Consider the following 17102-nt stretch of genomic DNA (forward strand, 5'->3'; position numbering starts at 1 on the left):
GACCGGTGCACGCACCTGCAATTGCGGCCTCGACGAGCTGCTGGCCCTCGCTCGGCGCGACACGGACCAACAGTAACATGGGTCTGGAGTCGAACCGCCATCCGGACGAGGGTCATCGGGCATGCCGGGCCCGTTCCTGGGCCGTACCAGGGGTCTCGTCGCCCAGCAGGATCGAGGAAGGGGGGCGGCCGAGGCGTTCGCGGGCTGTCATGCGCGAGAGCCCTACGCAGCGAGGGCCATGGCCCGCACGATGGCGAGCGCGTGGCCCTCGTGATCTGCGACGCTCACCAGTTCTTGGAGGCGAGGCGGACCGTGTCCGCATTGACGTCGAGCGCCGCGCCGACCTCGACCCACGTCGCCCCCTTCGCCCGCATCCCCTTCGCCTTCTCCACGTCGCAGGGCAGCATCACCGACGGGCGGCCCAGCTTCTTGTTCTCGCGGCGCGCGCGGGCGATGCCTGCCTTCGTGCGCTCGATGAGGACTCGGCGTTCCTGCTCGGCGACCCACCCGAACACGCTCACGAGTAGGCCGCGCGTCGGCCCCGAGGTGTCGGTCCAAGGCTCGCGCACAGAGATGACGGCACATCCGACGCGGTCCAGCTCGGCGACGCGAGCGACGATCGCGACGTGGTCCCTGTCGATGCGGTCGAGCGCGACGACGACCAAGGCACGCACCTCGCCACGGCGCGCGCGGTCCATGACGGCGTCGAGGGCGGGCCGCCGCTTGACCGCGGAGCCCGTCTCCTCAACGACCTCAACGCGGTAGCCCCGAGCCCCGGCGAGGCGCACGACCTCCTCCCGCTGGTTGGCCGTGGTCTGCTCGGCGGTGGACACCCGCAGGTACGCGACGGCGAGGGGCTTGGCGGTGGCGGTCACGACCGAGGAATATGACTCATTCCTCCGCTCCATGTCGGACGCGGCGCTACGGATGTGGCGCGGAGAGGTCGCACGCTGCGACTCGCCCGATTGCCACCCTGACGCCTGCTTCACTCTTAGACGGGGCGACTTCAGCGCGATGGACGTTTGCCGCGCACACCTGGAGGAAATGGTTGAGCTGGTCGAGCGGGTTTGCAGGCAGGTCGGCCTCGAAACGTGCGTCGCCGTGAGCGAGGTGCTGCCGTGAAGCCGAAGACAATGCGGATGGACACGCGCCCGGAGTGGGCGAAGGCTGTTGAGCGGGAAGCCCGAGAGCGTGCGTCGTCGCCGGAGAGGACAGCCGACGATGGTGCGAATCAAGGAGTGGAAGAGAAACGGGAAGCAGGGATTCGAAGTGGACATCCGCATCACCATGCCCGACGGAACTCGCGTGCGAGAGCGCGTGAAGTCCCCCGTCACGTCGAAGAGCGGCACCCTTCGATGGGCGCAGCAGCGCGAGGCAGAAGTCCTCGCGCGAGGCGGGAGGAGGAGCACAGAAGAGACACCGCGCGCGGCCGTCCCGACGTTCGAGGAGTTCCGCGCGCGGTACATCGAGGAGCACTGTGAGGCGAGCCGCCTCAAGCCGTCGACCATCGCTCAGAAGAAGGCGGTCCTCGACTTGTACGTGAAGCCGAGGTTCGGGGACCGCAGGCTCGACGACGTTCGCGATTCGGACGTGGCGAAGCTCAAGGCCGACCTGAAGCACCTGAGCCCGAAGACGGTCAACAACGTCCTCGTCACGCTCAGCACGATGCTCAAGGCCGCGAAGGAATGGGGCGTCATCTCCGCCCTTCCCTGCTCGATCAAGCTGCTGAAGACGACCGTTCCGACGGTCGACTTCTACGAGTCCTGCGACTACGAGCAGCTCGTCGAGACGGCACGCAAGGTCGACCCCCGTATCGAGCTGCTCGTGCTCCTGGCCGGCGATGCCGGCCTTCGCCGCGGAGAGATCATCGGCCTGGAGCAGAACGACTGCGACACGAAGAGGGGCACCCAGCACGTGCGCCGGTCGGAGTGGAAGGGCCAGGTGACGCTCCCGAAGGGCGGCCGCGAGCGCCAGGTCAACATGACCGAGCGGCTCAGGGACGCGCTAGTCGCGAACCGCCACCTTCGCGGCGACCGAGTCCTCTGGCGCGACGACGGCCACGAGAAGGTGACCGGCGTCCTCCTGGCGAAGTGGATGCGGCGGGCTCAGAGGCACGCCGGGCTCAAGGTGACGGGAGGGCTGCATATCCTCCGCCACACCTTCTGCTCTCGGCTCGCGATGGCTGGCGCTCCGACGCTCGCCATCAAGGAACTGGCCGGCCACACCAGCGTGACGACGACGATGCGCTACATGCACCTGTCGCCGTCGGCCAAGTCTGCAGCCATTGAGCTGCTGAACCGGGAAGCGCGGGGAGCCGTAAGGGAGACGGCCCAGGGGTCCTAGAAGAACCCCTGAGCCGTCAGGTACTTAAAGAGTCGGGGAGACAGGATTTGAACCTGCGACCCCTTGGTCCCGAAGGGTCACCGCCGGGATCCGATACGGTCGGCTCCGATCCGATGGCGACCGATGTGCCCGAAATCATTGGGAGGGGCTCCGGCGACCGATCCGATACAGACGGGCCCAGCCGGCCGGGACCGGCCCTCTCAGTCACGTTTCAGGCACAGCAGACTGTGGGTACGCCCCGCCTCCTGACCATTCGCGAGGCGGCCCACCGGCTTCGCGTCTGCAGGGCGACTGTGTACCGACTCGTCGCCAGCGGGCGGCTGCCTGCAGTGCGCGTTTCGTCCGGAGCCATCCGTGTGCACGATCTCGATCTAGTTGGCCGAGGCAAGTAGCTGCACATCTGAGTCGTGGCGGCGGACTTTGGCAGCGTCCTCCCCTTCACCTGGGGGCACCGTGCCTAGCCCTCGCTCATTCATGTTCCCGGCGAGTGTGCCCGGTCAAGCCGGGGACCTCGTCTTCGGTAGGAGATGGGACGGCTCGAGGCCAACATGTTGTCGAGCGCAGCAGTGGTCAGCTCGCGACAGCTCAAGACGGGGCGTCGTCATTCCGTCTGCTCTTCTCGCTCATCACCGATCGCGGAGGACAGATCCTGTAGCGTGGTCTCGTAGACGAGAGCTCCGAGACGGCTCTTCCACTCCGTCGGGTACGCGCGCAGCGAGGCCCGCGCGAGAGGAAGAAGCGTCTCCCGCTCTTCACCACTGTTGCGGAGGGCGTTGCCAAGCTCGACGGCAGCGCTGCGGTGTCGAACACCGCCGACCGCGAGTAGGACGCGAGCCGCCGACGTCGGGACGCCGAATCTTAGATGCTCAGGAAACGCGAGGACGGCTGGAGCCAAAGCTCGGCCCTGCCCCTCCAGCAACTTGGCGAGCAGAGCAACTCCCTGTTCGATCACCGTTTGCAGCACGTACGAGATGACGCGAGCATGAACCCCCAGGAAGTCATCGAGTTCCAGCCCCGATATCGCCGCGATGTCTCGGAAGCGCGAGCCCTTCAGCCACGCCGCGACCGTGTCGAAGAACGGCTGCTTCAGCGCGCTCGTGTCAGCGTCATCTTCGAGTCGATGAGCTTCGCGCAACGCCTCTTGTACGTCAGCTTGGCCCCAGGCCCACTCGAGCATGATCGCGACGACGGTGGGCTCGGTCGGGTCAGCGACATCGTCCCAGGTCGGCCGCTGCGTCAGTAGGCTCGACTCCACTGAGTCGAGCATGCGAGGGCGCGCGCCCGTCTCGCGAATCCACTGAAGTCGGCCGGTGGTGCGGATGCCCGATACGCGGCGGGCGCGCAGTTCAAACACGCTCTGGAGGAGCCGCCTCGACGCCACATCCGCCTGCTGAGACGCGAAGGTCTGATCGGCTAAGCGTACGGCTTCGCCCACCAGTGCCTCCTCACCGATCTCTTCAGCGGCTAGATCGATGAGCGTCGCGTCGATCCCGTCGATCAGCGTGTGGAGCGCCGGCGTATCTTCAAGGTCGCTGTTCGTCAAATGTGTGGTCTGTCGCGCAAGCGCCTGCCGCAACCGGTCGACCAGACCTCGCAGAGCGCCTCGTACCGGCTCTCCAGGCGTCTGCTTCGCCACCTGTTCGACCTGCCACCACTGCTGTGCGTTCGCGCAGATCACCAGCCCCTTCGTCGTCGATCCGGCGCGCCCTGCTCGACCGACGAGGTTCTTGATGTCACGAGCGAGCAGGTTCTCCGGAGGCCCCTTTTTCCGGCGCCGCTGCACGGAATACAGGACAAGCGTGCGAATCGGAAGGTTCACGCCCTCAGCGAGCGTGTTCGTGCAGATCACGAACCGCACGTCGCCTCGGCGCAGCAGCTTCTCCAACACCTCGCGAGTCTCTTGCGGAATGTCCCCGTGGTGAAGGACCGCGCCGACAGCAACGACCCGTGTGCCCAGCCAGCCCTCCCCGTATTCAAGCTGCAGGTACTGAACGACCGGCGCGAGTTTGTCTTGCTGGGCGAACTTGATCGGCGCGGGCAGCGTGAGTTCGTGAGCGAGTTGATCGACGAGCTCCTCAGCCAGGCCGACTGCGCCTTGATCTCCCCGTTTGTTAGCTGCGAACACTGCCGCCGCTCCCATCGGCAGTGCCTTCCGGGCTGTCGCGACGGCCTGAGTCTTCACCGACGCGAAGCTGTACGTATTTCGACGGTTCGTCGCGGGATTCAGATGCTCGAAGTCGGTGCGCGACAAGAAGCCCTGGACCGAGAACCTCGTCGGTTCGGGCTCGTGCGGGTGCATGTCGAGATCGACGGTCGTGTTCGCCCCCGTCCCGGACGACCGCAGCACCGCGTATTCGGCGATCGCTGGCCGGTAATCGCTCCGCACTACCGCATCCGGCGACCCACCGAGCCACGCGTTGATCTCATCGATGTTCGGAACGATCGCCGACACAAACACGAAGCGCGGCGCGCCGCTCTCGCGTGCGCGCATCCTCGCGAGCAGTAGCTCGAGCCCAACACCACGTCCGCCACCGTCGAGGAGGTGCCCCTCATCGCAGATAACCAAGGAGATTCGACGGAGTAAGTCACCGCTCGCACCGAGAAGCCCGGAGAGTGCTTCGGGAGTGGCTACGACGACTCGCGTGCTGTCGATGTCGCGGACCTCATCACCCGTGGGCACCGTTCCGCCATAGGCGCAACGTGCGGAGATGCCCAGCGCGTTGAGCCGCTTGACGACGCTGCCTCGAAGTTCCGACGCCAGCGAACGGTACGGAACGAGGAGGATCGCCACTTCCGACTCGGTAGTTTTCGCATGCCAGTAAAGGAGCGCCTCGCAGAGGGCCGTCTTCCCGGCGCCCGTTGGCATCTGCAGCGAGAAGGTATCGTTGCGCTCTAGCAACCCGCGCTTCAGCGCTTCGATCTGGGAAGGGAAGAACTCCCACGAGCGCCGGTTGAGCAGCGAACCGACGAATGGAGTCCAGAACTCGGTCTCTCCGCGCGGCAGCACCGCCCGCACGTTGGTGGTCAGGAAGCGCTTGGTGAGGTGTTCGAACAGCCGCGCGGGAATCCAAGCATCCGGCCCTAGACGCAGGGCGGCTGCTGACTGCTCGACCGCGTTCGCGCCGATCGCGCTGATCGTCGCCATGTCGCCGTGGCGCAGGGCTCCGACGAGCCTACGCCCGACCTGCGAGGTCATATTGCTCGGGCGCGCGATGAGGTCGAAGCAGGCGTGGTAGGACTCCGGTTCGCTCCCGCCCGGCGTAACGGCTCGAGCCGTTAGATACGCGGATGCAGGAAAGCCTCCGCAGTAGAAAGCGGCGGCAGCAAAGAGCGTTGCTTCGGCCTTGGAGATCCCTACGCGACGAAGCCGCTCGTCCTTGTCTGCCGCGAGCTGCGCGAGCGCATTGCCCAAACGCGCCCAGCCAGTCGCGTCGGCGGAACCCTCCCTCATCCGGTCGAAGAGCTCACCCACGAGCGCGAGGAAGTAGTCGTCGGTACGCGTTCGGATGCCGGCTAGGTCGAGCGTCGACTGCTGCACCTGGAAGTACTCAAGGTGCCGGAGTGCGTCGGCGTCTCCGATCCATCTCGCGAGCACGGGCCTCATTTCGCTGTCACCTCGAGCGCGGGAGGTGGCGCGGACTTGTGGTGCGGGGCGAGCGGGAGAGCCTTCTTGGCCGAGTCGAACACCGCGGCGTAAATGTTCTTCAAATCCGGAACGGCAATGACAACCACCGTGTACTCGGGGGATGCGGTGATGGGGGCGCTCTTCAGCTCCTCATCAAGGAGCGTCTGGCACACCACCGCGACTGCTCTAAAGCGTTTCGTCGCGGGCGGATGATCGGTGGCCTTGATGAAGCGGTCCAGGTGCGCGATCTGGACGTCCCCAAGCGGCTCGAGCAGCGCGCGCTCCTTGAGCCATACAAGGGTCCGTGCGAGGCGACTGGTCCGATCCTTCGCGCTGTCGTCGATGGCGCTCTGTATCGGGGTCGATTCGCCAGCGGTAGACTTCGTCTTGACCTCGGAGCAAAGCAGAACATCCTTGTCGCTCGACGTCGGCCACGTCGGGAGCACGAAGTGGACAACATCGGAGTGCGGCGCCGGCTTCGTGCGGTCCTGCTTCAGTCGCCACTTCTTCGGGCCGATCGCCTTTACCGGAAGCTCCTTCGCACTCTGGTAGAAGTAGACGAGGATCTCGCCGAAGTCGCCCGCCATCGTGGCTCCGGCATCCGGCATGCGCGCGGCAATGATCTGGGTCTTGTCGACGTTGTGTTCCAGAGCCTTCTCGATCACTAGCGAGTCGCTTACGTAGCAGCGACGCACCGCGACACCGAGAGTGTCAGCCCAGGACTTCGCATGCTCGTCGCTGACCCGCACGAGAACGTACGGATCTTCGTGCTCATGTGGAAACCACTGTGCGGCGAGCGTTAAGTTCAACCCGAGATCGTCGGTCACGACTTCCTCCCATCGCTCCCGGACCTTCTCGCGGAGGCTCGCCTTCAGGCTACATGAAGTACCCGAAACGCGCCTGGAAAGGCGCGCCCTCGGGGATGTTCTTCAAGATGTCGCCAACGCGGCGTGCGGCGCGGACCGAGATCGGCTCGCCGCCGTCGAACTGGGTATTGTTCCAGTTCAGCTTGGAGAGTTCCAACATCTCTCCGGCAAGGGCCCGTACCGTCGTTTCGCCCCTGACGCGCGCGAACTCCAGCGGTCTGGGAACGTACATTCCCGGGTACGTCGCGAAGTAGTCGACGCTTCCGCGGAGGTAGATGAGACCCGAGCGCTCATCGAGGCCGATCAAGGTTCCACGGAGTGGCGGGTACGTTGCTTCGCGGAAGACTCGCGTCCACGAGCGCCGGACCCAGACGAGATCCACGAAGGCGATCCTCTCGTCCGCTCCGCCGGCCTCGAACCCTTCTTTTTCCTCGTCACTGAACGTGGACGTCTTGTGTAGCACCAGCCGAGCCGGGCTCGTGTGGTGTTCGTCTCTGTACGCGGCGACGGCGTTCCGGAGTAGGCGGTAAGCATCCTCACGACCGAGGTGAGGCTGGCGATCATCCTTGTCCAGCAACGCCTCCCCTCCTCGAACGATCATGCCTTCACCGCGTTCGTTGAAGACCTGTGCAACCGAGGCGAGCACGCGTTCGTTGTCCAACGTTTTGTAGAAGCTGACGCCGGTGTAGCAGGTCATGAGGTCGACGGACTCGCGTACGAGTCGCCAGAGGCTCCCGCCCGCCTTGTAGTAGAGCGCCGTGAAGAAGTTCCACGCGCGCGTCGCCTCATCCTGGAGTTCGCGTCGCCGCTCGTCTCCTCTCGAACGCCGCTTCGTCGAGTCGTAGGTCTCCTCGCGAATCATCTGCGAGGGCGTGCCGAACCGCATCGCCCTCGCCTTCAGGACGTCGTGAAAGTCCCGTCGATAGGGTGGACGTCGCCCCGATTCGTCCGATGCTTCGTCTAACCCGGCCTCGCTCGGATCGAAGGCCGCGCGACGGGTTTCCAACGAAGCCAGGAGATCGAACGGAGGAGCGCAGACGAGCACGTCCACGCCACCCATCTGAGCGAGCCGTTCCATTTCGGCGATGAACGGTTCGACCGCGTCCTCCACGGTTCCAGTCGCGGCGATGCGCTGTATCTCGAGTGATGGCACGCACCGCACTCGCCGCTCGTCGATCACCAGCTCAGTCTGGAACGGACTGTCCAAAGAGAAACCAGGAAATGGTGGGAAGAGGTTCGGCTGGCGGCTCTCCTTTGCCTCAAGCCCAGAGGCACAGCGCTCCAGCCAGCGCACGAGCTTCTCCGTCGTGTCCCTCGAGCCGATGAGGCCGACGCGGATCGCAGGTCGAACGCCCGCGTCCAGCGGACCGAAGTGGACGATTCCGGCCCTGGGATCGATGTGGCGTCGGCCCGCCCCGAGTTCGATCTCCGGCTCCTTGAGCACGTCAGCGAACATGATCGAAGAGCCAGTCTGTCTGGGGTGGAGAAGCTTCCAGCGCCTCGCTCGCGGGATCGCTCTTCCGCCAGAGCGAGTCCAAGATGCCGTAAGGCACCTTGATCTCCTTGAGATCGCCGAAGAGAACTGCCGCCCCTGGCGGCTCGAACAGCCCTCCTGACCGCTGGAGACGGTCCGCCCAGAACAGGACCTCGCTCAGGACGGCCCGATTGCCTTCCCACCGCTTGATCCCAGCGAGCGCCTGAGAGTGGAACCGGTGAAGCTCCCTACCGTCGCGGGTGAACGCGTACGTCGGCGTGATCTCGAGGAACCAGGTCCCCTCGAGCCGCCGGAAACGAGAGCGGAAGGCCATGTGGCGGTATATGACGCGGGACTCGCCGTCGTACTCCTTCTCGTACTTGGTGAATGCGGAGATCCTGCTCATCCGCTTGAGATTGGAGTAGTGAACGCCCTGCGTGTCCAACGGCGCGGGAGCAGACCATACGAATGCATCGAGCTGCTTCCAGTACCTCGCGGTCGGATAGAGCTTGTCGCGCACAGTCGCCTCGAGCAACTCTGCGAACTGCTTGCTCCGTTCAGGATCGATCGACTCGCTCCACTCGGGAGTATCGAACTTCTCGATCGTGCCGACGTCGCACACCGCTGGCCACGCCCCATCCTCCAGGTCCTCGAACGAAATCACTCGCTTGTTCTTGAGGATGAATCGATTGCCGCCACGCCCCCCCTTCGCGCGGTGTGCTTCCCAGATTGGCGGCCGGTGCCGGTGACTTGTCTCCGCAACGAAGATGAACCTGGGCAGAGCCGTGATCGGCAGCAGGTTCGAGATCAGCCGTTCCTCGTGCGGCACTGGGCCGAGCGGCACCCCTGGTTCCGCCGACGAGGAGTCGCCGAGGAGGTCGACCAGCGAATTTTTGGCTAGACGGTTCCTCGCCTTGTCGAAACGCACGACGCGCGTGCGGCGGTTCTTGGCTTCCCGGTAGTAGCGCTGGATACAGATCCAGTACGCCTCCCTCGTTGCCGGACGGCTGACGACGAGGAGGACTGGCGTCTCGAACTTGAGCCAGTACTCCACGTCGCGCGCTTCGCATGGGTACTCGAAGCCATGCTCGTGTTCGCGGAGGAAGGGGCCCTCGTGCGCCTTGCTCTGCACCAGCAGGAACTTGCTTAACGCGTTCCCCTGGGCATCGAAGAGCTCGATCTCGCCGTCAATGCCGACCTCTAGCGGTCCGCTCGCGTTCCAGCGGCAGCCCATGTCGAGCACGATCTGCTCGATGAGCGCGATCCCCTTCTGCCCGAGCAGGGAGGTCTTCGAGAGTTGCTTTGGCCTCTGCCGAGCCCTTGAGCGCGCCAACGATTCCCCTCCTCCCGGCGACACAATGCCGTCGTATCGTAGCAGTGGCGTCCGACATGCCTGCCACACCGCTACGCTGCCGTCAGACACGATCGGTGAGGCTGATCAAGAGGTTACGCCTTCGCGCTGAGAACCCGGCAGGTTGGAGCTTTCGGACGTCGAGGCAAGCGGCCGGCGCGGACGCGCCGGCCGCTCGCCTCAGGTCCCTGCGATGTCGCGATGTCGTCGCCGCGGGTGGGAGCCACGCGTTAGCGTGTGGCGGCGGCGACTCGCGCAGCCGGAGGCCTGCGAGTTGCTTGTGGGGTGGCGGCGACGAGCACGTCGCGGGTTATAGGCGAGCTTCGGTCGCGGACCGAAGACGAACCGCGTACGCGTAAACCGCTTACGCGACTGGCGGCAGCATCAGCTCCCAAGCGCGGCTCGCGACCTTTGGTCCCACGCCATGGATCTCTCGGAAGAGGCTCTCGAACGCACTGCGATCGCCAGCGCGCACCAACTCTGCGAGACGTGACAGTCCTCCGCGGTGAATGGCTGTCATGACGGCCTGCAAACGCTCCGCGTACATGGATGTAAGCAGGCCTCGGTTGTACCCGTTCTTTGCCAGTTTCACTGTCAGGGTCCCAAGGTCCATCCCTGCTACCGCCGCCGGTGAGAGGACTTCCACTGCTCGGAGGGCCGGCAACGCCGACCGGACTCGCTCGACCGGCCATCCGCCGACCGAAAGTACCGCGGTCGCGAGCGCGTCTACGTGGTCTTGCGTCAGCACTCTCGTTCCAGTGGGCACCACTTACTGAAGCGCCATTGCCTTCATGGCTGCGGTCTTCGGGTCGCCGTAGAAGATCGGGTCGACGTGCTCCATGATATCCGCGCTGACGTCGAGGAAGTTGCGCTTGTTCTCGATGGGGATCAGGGCGCGCTTCGCGCCGTTGTCCTTGGCGACCTGCAGGGGCTCGGTGAGCGAGCGCAGCGGCTTGATGTTTCCCTGGACGCTCATGTCCCCGAGGATGAGGAGAGCGGGGCTAACGGGCGCCTTTCGCAGCGCGGAGTAGCAAGCGACGAAGAATGCCACGCCGAGCTCGGCCTCGACGCGGTTCGCGAGGAGGTCGATGACCTCGACGTGGATGTCGGAGACGTCGAGGTCGCGCGCGATGCCGAGCTCCGTCTTCTTCGCCTGCAGGAAGCTGAAGGCACGCTGGACGGACTCCTTCATTGCGCCCGCCACGCCGCCCGCGAGCTTCAGCTTGCCCGTACCCGACGAGACGGAGACCTCGACGCGGTAGAGGCCGACGGTGCCGTCGGACGTGACGCCGGCGCTGTAGACGGTTCCAGGGGCCAGCGGGTCGGTGGAGATGAGATCGCGACCGCCCTGCTCGGGCACGCCGACGAACTTCTCCTCGCCAGTCTCGTTGTCCGAGTAGCTGAACGACGTGTGGTAGTACTCGAAGGAGCCCATCTTCTTGAGCTGCTCCTTCACGCGGCGGCGTCCTTCGACCGCGAGCTCAAGGATCTCGCCGAGCTCCTCCTGCGTGACCTCGCCGTGCGGGAAGAGGATCTTCATCAGGCCCGAGACGGTCTTGCGCACCGCCTTGCGGTCGCGGGCGTTGAGGTGCGCGCCGAGCGAGAAGTGGCGGTCGATGACCTCGGTGAAGTTGTGCTTCCGCATCTCGCGGAGGGCCTCGGCGAGGTAGTCGACGACGAAGCCGTAGTGGCTCGTGAACATCTCGTTCCGCATCTTCGGGATCTCCCAACCCGGGAGGTAGAAGTGCATGCGGTCGATGAAGGCCATGTCGTCGCGGATGATGTCGGGCATCGGCGCGAAGAGATGGCCGGTCTGCACCATCACATCGACGGGCTGGTTCGTGTTGCCGAACATCGCGATGCTCGAGTCGCCCGAGACGGCCTCCTGCCCGCGCTGGAAGGTGCCCGACTCGCAATAGGTCTTCATCGTCGTGATGACCTCCTTCGGCATCTTCTGGAGGTCGGCGACCTCGTCGAACCCGACGACGTCCCAGATCTGCACCATGCCCTTCTGCCGGCCGTTCATGTGCCCGAAGAGGTTGGCCACCGTCGTGCCGCCCGTGAGCAGCGCGGAGTACGGCGAGACCTCCTGCACCACATAGCTCTTGCCGGTGCCTCGCGGGCCGAGCTCGACGAGGTTGTAGTTGCGCTCTGCGAGGGGGATGAGGCGCACGAGGAAGAGCAACTTCAGGCGCCGCCTCATCTCGTTGGGCTCGTAGCCCATGCTGCGCATGATGAGGTCGAGCCACTCGTCGGTCGTGAACTCGCTGCGGACGCGGCGGTACTCCTCGAGATCGAAGGTGGCGATCTGGATCGGCGTGAGCTTGTCGATCCAGAACGGGTTCTTGCCGCGTGACTCCTCGTCGTACTCGAAGCGCATGTCGACCTGCGCCCAGACGCCGCCCATCACGAGGCGCTCGTAGTCGCGGACGTAGTGCTCTGGGACGTGCACGTTCTTGTGGCCGAAGTTCGTGACCTCGGCCCAGTAGTCCGAGTCGACGAGGCGGACCTTCACCTTGTCTATGAAGGTGTGCCGGCCGCGATCCTTCACCATCGCCTGCGCCTTCATCGACTCGTCCGAGCGGATGTAGTTGTTGGCGAGAGTGTCGTTGACGACCTGAAGCCCCATCTGGATGGCCACCTCGTCGGACGAGGCGCAGTACTTCCCGAGCAGGAACTCGAGGACGAAGACCGGCACGTTGGCGCCGACCTTCACCTTTCGGACGAGGTCCTTGCGCACCACCTTTCCGGCGAACAGGCGGTTGACCTTGTCGTCGAGCGCATCTCGTGTCGGGGTTGCTCCGTTGCTCATGGCTTAGACTCCAAGTCGGACCGGGATGTCGGTCGGCGATCGGTACAGCTCCGCGTCGGTCGTCGGGTCCTGCACCACGACGCGCAACGAAGCGGCGCTTTCGTCGCCCAGCAAGAACGCGACAGTCACGGGCTTGTTCGGCTCGAGCTTCACCGTGCCCGTAGCCCGGTCGAACTGCGCGTCCACGGCCATGCCCACACCGCCAACCTGCTTGCCTGCCGCCATCAGCAACGGTCGCACCTGGATGCCCGCCGCGCCGAGCAGCATCTGCTTCGCGCCGTACATGAACGTGACGCTGAAGATGCGGTTGGTCACCGCCTCCGGGAGCCCGGTCGCCTCGATGGGGCCCGCCGAGGGACGCGCCGAGTCACGCGACTTCGTGCGGACGGTCAGCGCTGGGATGATCATCTCCTGGAGCGACGTCCCGCCGTGGTGGAAAGCGAGATCGCCACCCGCCTTGAAGACGCCCGTCGCGGCCGGGAACACGAACTCGAGGTCCGACGCGTAGCCGAGCGACGAGGCCGAGACACGCACGCAGCCGACAGACGTCGCGCCGCCGCGCCCGATCCAGCACCGACGATGCAGCTCCACGGTGGCGCCACCGGGCGCGTCGGTGCGCATCGACTCGTCGCGGTCGCTGGCGAAGAACAGGTGGCCATGGTCGGCGCTCACCACCGCGTGCTCGATGCCCGCCTTCGCGAGCTTGCCGAGAGCGCGCGCAAGGTTATCGATGACGGTGTCCATCACCTTGCGCGCCTGAAACGTGAAGCCGGTTTCGCCGGCGTTGTCGATCTCCTGCGAGCGGACGACGACGGCCTGCGCGCCTTCGACCTTCTTCGCGAGTTTCGACGGCTGAAGGCTCAACAGCTCGTCGAGCGTGAGGTCCACCAGCTTCGGCACGCGCGCTGCGGCGAACTTTCTTCGCGCCGCGAGGTCGGGCAGGAAGGTGTCGTCGATGCGGGCGCCGAGCTTGTCCTTCTCCTCGACGACCGAGAAGCTCGCCGACGCGCCGGGCATGAGCGCCGCCATGCCGATGGGCGTGATGCTCGGCAGCGCGCCGACGGCCGCGCGCACGGAGACCTCGGAGGTCTTCGGAAGGCGCTCAGCCAGCTCGACGCCCATCTCGAAGCGCATGGCGTCGATGAGAAAGTAGGCGACGGGCTTCGGCTTGTCGGCGACGACCTCGCTCCAGATGCGCGTCTGGTGCAGCGCGCCGGGCACCGTCCACCCGGCCTTGCCGAGCGCCTTGGTGAAGCCCTCGGACATCGCGTGGACGGTGTCCTCGTAGGCGCGGCGCACGACGGCGAGGGGGCGTTCCTCGGGCTCCTCGTCGAGGTTCGCGACCCACGCTTCGAGGCGGCGCTGGGCCTGGTCGAGGCGGAACCAGCCGGAGCCGGTCTGCGTGGCGGCGTAGGCATCGAGCCACGCCGCTGCATCGCCTGATGTCTTGCCGACCGCCGCCTTCACCTGAACCGCCGCGTTGCCGAGCTCGGCCATGCGCCGAGTGGCCTCCCACTGGGCCTTCCGAGCGACGTCACGGACGAGCCAGAAGCTCTGTTCTCGCGCGGCCACGAGCGCCAAGGCGCCCTCGAATTTGCCGTTCGCGATGAGGTCACCGGCATGGCCCAGGAGCGCACGCTCCTCGAAGCGGAACGTGTCGATGGCCCCGAGCGCGCCCGCAGGCAGCTTGGCGTTCTTGAGCCCCAGCTCCTCCTCGACGCCGTCGGCGAGTGTCGCGTAGGCATCGGCGTGGCCGGTGCGGAGGCGCCGCGCGATCTCGCGCACGGCGCCCTCTTCGTCCTTCGTGGGCGGCTTCGCGACGCTATCGAGCGACGCGGGCGGGTCACACGCGAGGTCGAGCCGGAACTCGCTCGCGAGCACGTAGCGCAGCGTGATAGCGCGGAGCTTCGCCAGCGGCGAGTCCGCAATGAGATCGAGCCCGAGGCGGGCCTTCACGAGCTTCGTCAGCTCGCGCATCGCCTCCTTGCTCACGATCTCGGCGTCGCGCGTGTCGCTCACGAGCCACGCCGTGAGGAGCCCGTCGTTGCCGCTTACATCGTGGAAGATGCTCTTCAAGATCGACGGCGGCTCCGCGCCGGAATTGCCGGCCGCTGCGCGCGCGAGGTCCTCGTAGGTGACCTTGCGTTCGAATGGCAGCATCTCGTCGACGACGCCGAGCGTGTACTTCTGAAGCAGGACGTTCTTCGCGAGCTGCTTCAGCTCCGGCTTCCAAGTCCGTCCGGCCTTCTCCAGCTCCATCAGCACCGACGCCTTCGCGTCGTGCGCGAGGCCGGGAATGTAGACGACCAGCGCGTCCGGCTTGTCGCCGCTCACGAGCGGCTCGACGACCGCGCGCAGCTCGAAAAGAGAGCCCGCGTACTCCGCGAGGCTCGCCTTGGTGCCGCCGACGGCGACCGGAACGGGCTCACTCGCCGAACGAGGTCCACCGCGCACCTCGTCGACGAAGGGCTGAAACTCGCGGCGCTCGTCGTACCAGACGACGACCCGACGGTCCTTGAGCTTGTCGGCGAGCTGCTTCGCCACGTACTCGTGAAGCGGGTGCATCAGGCGTCTCCTCCCTCGGCGGCGGCAGCGGCCTTGCGACGACCACCGCCCTTGCGCCCGGCGCTCTTGCCGTTGGCCACGGGCGCCTCGAGCAGGCTCTTCAGTGCGGACTTCACGGCGGGCGAGGTGCGCTCGCGCACGAGCTCCTCGACGCTGCGGGTGGGCGTCTTGCGCGCGGTCCACTTACCGTCGGTGTCCTCGACCCAGAACACGTCCTCGAGCCCATGGGCGATGGCGAGGCTGCGGTCCTTCGCGCACTTCGGCACCACGCGCTCGGGCCAGAGGTGCATCGCGAGGTGGGCCCAGTCGTACTTGCCCTCGGAGAGCGCGTCCCAGGTCGCCTTCAGCTCCTTCTGCCAAGCCTTGTTCTGCGGGACGAGCCGCCAGAGCGGCGCGAAGTTAATGATGACGCCGTCGTCGAGGTTCGGCTTCCAGAGCGGGGCGACGCGCTTCACCTCGTCGAGGAAGGCGCGCAGCTCCTCGACCAGCGCCTCTTGGGCGGCGAGCGCCCTGCGCTGGGCGGCGGTGGCGCCCTCGCGCAGATCGCCCGTGAGGGACTCGAGGCGGCGCTCCTCGTGCACGAGCTTCGGCGCGACGTAGTCGTTCTGGACGCGGAAGAGCGTGTCCTTGCTGAAGGCGTGGATGTAGAGCCAGACCGAGTAGCCCGCCGAAGGCGTCGCGAGCTGCCAGTAGATCGGGGCCCGCCTGCCGGATCGCCCGTACGCTTGGAGGTGCCTCGAAAAGAAGTCGTTTCGAATGACGCGGCGGAGGCTGTCTATGGAAGCAAGGCCAACGTCGTCAAGAACCCCCTCGACTTTGCGCACGAGATCACCGGTATGTCCTTCGTCGTCCACGAGCACATCGCTGGCGCCAACGCCATCGGTGACTGCAGGCGCTCGCCACGCACGCTTCGCAAACGGCTCTCGACGCCCGCCAGGCAACTCAGTCTTGCCGGTTGCGAGGCCGGCATCGAACCTGCCGAAGGCAACTCCGACCGCCCAGGAGATTGTCGCCTCGTGATCGTCGGTGGAGACGACGGCCACCTGAGGATCGTCTTCAGCCGGCTCAACAGCACCGTTCAGTTCGGCGCCCGTACCGTCGTTCTCTTCAGCCGAAGGGGCAAGCTGTCCGAGGTCTACACCGTACAGGCGAGCTGCGATTTCATCGATGCGTTGCTGGATGCTAGCCAGCTCGGCGTTTGCCTCCGTAGTCGACAAGCCCGGCTGACGACTTCGCAGGGCGGGCGGGAGCACGAACTCACTCGAGGTCTCGACCACCGACTGAATCGTCCGACCGGCATCCCAAGCGCGAACGGCAAGTTCCGCCAGTTCGCGTTTGGCGTCGCTGGGAAGCGCGGGCGGCAGCGGGAGACGCTGCATCGCGGTCACAACAAACTCCGGGAACTCGAAGCGCCCGAGGAGCACCTTGTAGAGGTAGTCGACTACGCGACTCGCGCTGAGACCGAGCAACCAGGGCAGGTCAGCCTCGGAAGCAGCCAGCATGAAGGAGCGCACGCTGAAGATCGCGCCTGCAGGCAGGGCCGAGGGAGAGAAGTCGCGCGCTCGTAGCGGCCATGTGATGCCAGGGCGCTCGAATAGGTCCACCGATGCCGGGCGTTCCATTGGGCGGTGCACCGACCCGAGAAACGCTCGGTACGAACGTCGACGACTGTCCCATGCGACGACGAAGTCGATGTCGGAATAGAATCTTCGCGTAGACCCCTTGGCCCAGGGACGCCACGAATCACTTTTCGAGACCTCCCAGGCAAGCCGAACGAAGCGGAAGTTATCCTCGATGTTGTTCGTCGTGCGAGCGACACGCTCGTCGCCTTCGAATCGCTCCTCGGTCGCGAAGAGCCGGCGAATCTTCAGCGGAACCCAATATGAGAACGGCGCGCCCGGAATCTTCGCGAAGGAGTCCGCATCGTCCTCGAAGCGGTGGTCAAGTCCCGTCTTCTGTGTGAATGGAACTCCGCGTGAAGCTCCTCGGCTGAATCACGCCGCCTTGGCGGCGGCGACGTCCTTCGACTTCAGCATCGACAGGTCCAGATAGCGACGGTCGGTCCA

The 17102-nt window shown here is 65.7% G+C and carries 10 protein-coding genes; 2 read left to right on the forward strand and 8 right to left on the reverse strand.

Going from position 1 to position 17102, the window contains the following annotated elements:
• Positions 1-284: 284 nt before the first annotated feature.
• A complete protein-coding gene (locus MNZ29_RS24790; protein ID WP_308197034.1) occupies positions 285-1289 on the reverse strand; it encodes a recombinase family protein in 1005 nt (334 codons plus the stop codon).
• Here MNZ29_RS24790 and MNZ29_RS01365 point away from each other — a divergent pair.
• Both MNZ29_RS01365 and MNZ29_RS01370 read left to right on the forward strand, forming a co-directional pair.
• Complete coding sequence (locus MNZ29_RS01365; RefSeq protein WP_242352368.1) at positions 1222-2343, forward strand: site-specific integrase; 1122 nt, start codon at positions 1222-1224, stop codon at positions 2341-2343. The genes MNZ29_RS24790 and MNZ29_RS01365 overlap by 68 nt on opposite strands.
• A 113-nt stretch (positions 2344-2456) precedes the next feature.
• Positions 2457-2735, forward strand: coding sequence for a helix-turn-helix domain-containing protein (locus MNZ29_RS01370; protein WP_242352370.1), 279 nt, complete (start codon positions 2457-2459; stop codon positions 2733-2735).
• A gap of 209 nt (positions 2736-2944) precedes the next feature.
• On the opposite strand, the gene MNZ29_RS01375 is transcribed toward MNZ29_RS01370, so the two are convergent.
• The 7 genes from MNZ29_RS01375 to MNZ29_RS01405 form a co-directional block, all read right to left on the reverse strand.
• The gene (locus tag MNZ29_RS01375) at positions 2945-5947 is read right to left on the reverse strand and encodes a DEAD/DEAH box helicase (protein ID WP_242352372.1); all 3003 of its coding nucleotides are present in this window, start codon (positions 5945-5947) and stop codon (positions 2945-2947) included.
• The gene (locus MNZ29_RS01380) at positions 5944-6795 is read right to left on the reverse strand and encodes a Hachiman antiphage defense system protein HamA (protein WP_242352375.1); all 852 of its coding nucleotides are present in this window, start codon (positions 6793-6795) and stop codon (positions 5944-5946) included. The genes MNZ29_RS01375 and MNZ29_RS01380 overlap by 4 nt, the downstream gene beginning before the upstream one ends.
• Before the next feature lie 49 nt (positions 6796-6844).
• Positions 6845-8290, reverse strand: a complete 1446-nt coding sequence (locus MNZ29_RS01385; protein WP_242352377.1) for a hypothetical protein — start codon at positions 8288-8290, stop codon at positions 6845-6847.
• Positions 8280-9731 carry a DUF4365 domain-containing protein gene (locus MNZ29_RS01390; protein ID WP_242352379.1) on the reverse strand — a complete coding sequence of 484 codons (1452 nt, stop codon included), beginning with the start codon at positions 9729-9731 and terminating at the stop codon, positions 8280-8282. Before MNZ29_RS01390 ends, MNZ29_RS01385 begins: the two co-directional genes overlap by 11 nt.
• Positions 9732-10428: 697 nt before the next feature.
• A complete protein-coding gene (brxL, locus tag MNZ29_RS01395) occupies positions 10429-12471 on the reverse strand; it encodes a protease Lon-related BREX system protein BrxL (RefSeq protein ID WP_242352381.1) in 2043 nt (680 codons plus the stop codon).
• A 3-nt stretch (positions 12472-12474) separates the two neighbouring features.
• The gene (locus tag MNZ29_RS01400) at positions 12475-15036 is read right to left on the reverse strand and encodes a PglZ domain-containing protein (protein WP_242352383.1); all 2562 of its coding nucleotides are present in this window, start codon (positions 15034-15036) and stop codon (positions 12475-12477) included.
• The gene (locus MNZ29_RS01405) at positions 15036-16550 is read right to left on the reverse strand and encodes a hypothetical protein (RefSeq protein WP_242352385.1); all 1515 of its coding nucleotides are present in this window, start codon (positions 16548-16550) and stop codon (positions 15036-15038) included. The genes MNZ29_RS01400 and MNZ29_RS01405 overlap by 1 nt, the downstream gene beginning before the upstream one ends.
• Between the last annotated feature and the right edge of the window lie 552 nt (positions 16551-17102).

This window comes from Anaeromyxobacter sp. SG64, from assembly GCF_022690745.1.
Taxonomy (GTDB): Bacteria; Myxococcota; Myxococcia; order Myxococcales; family Anaeromyxobacteraceae; genus Anaeromyxobacter; species Anaeromyxobacter soli.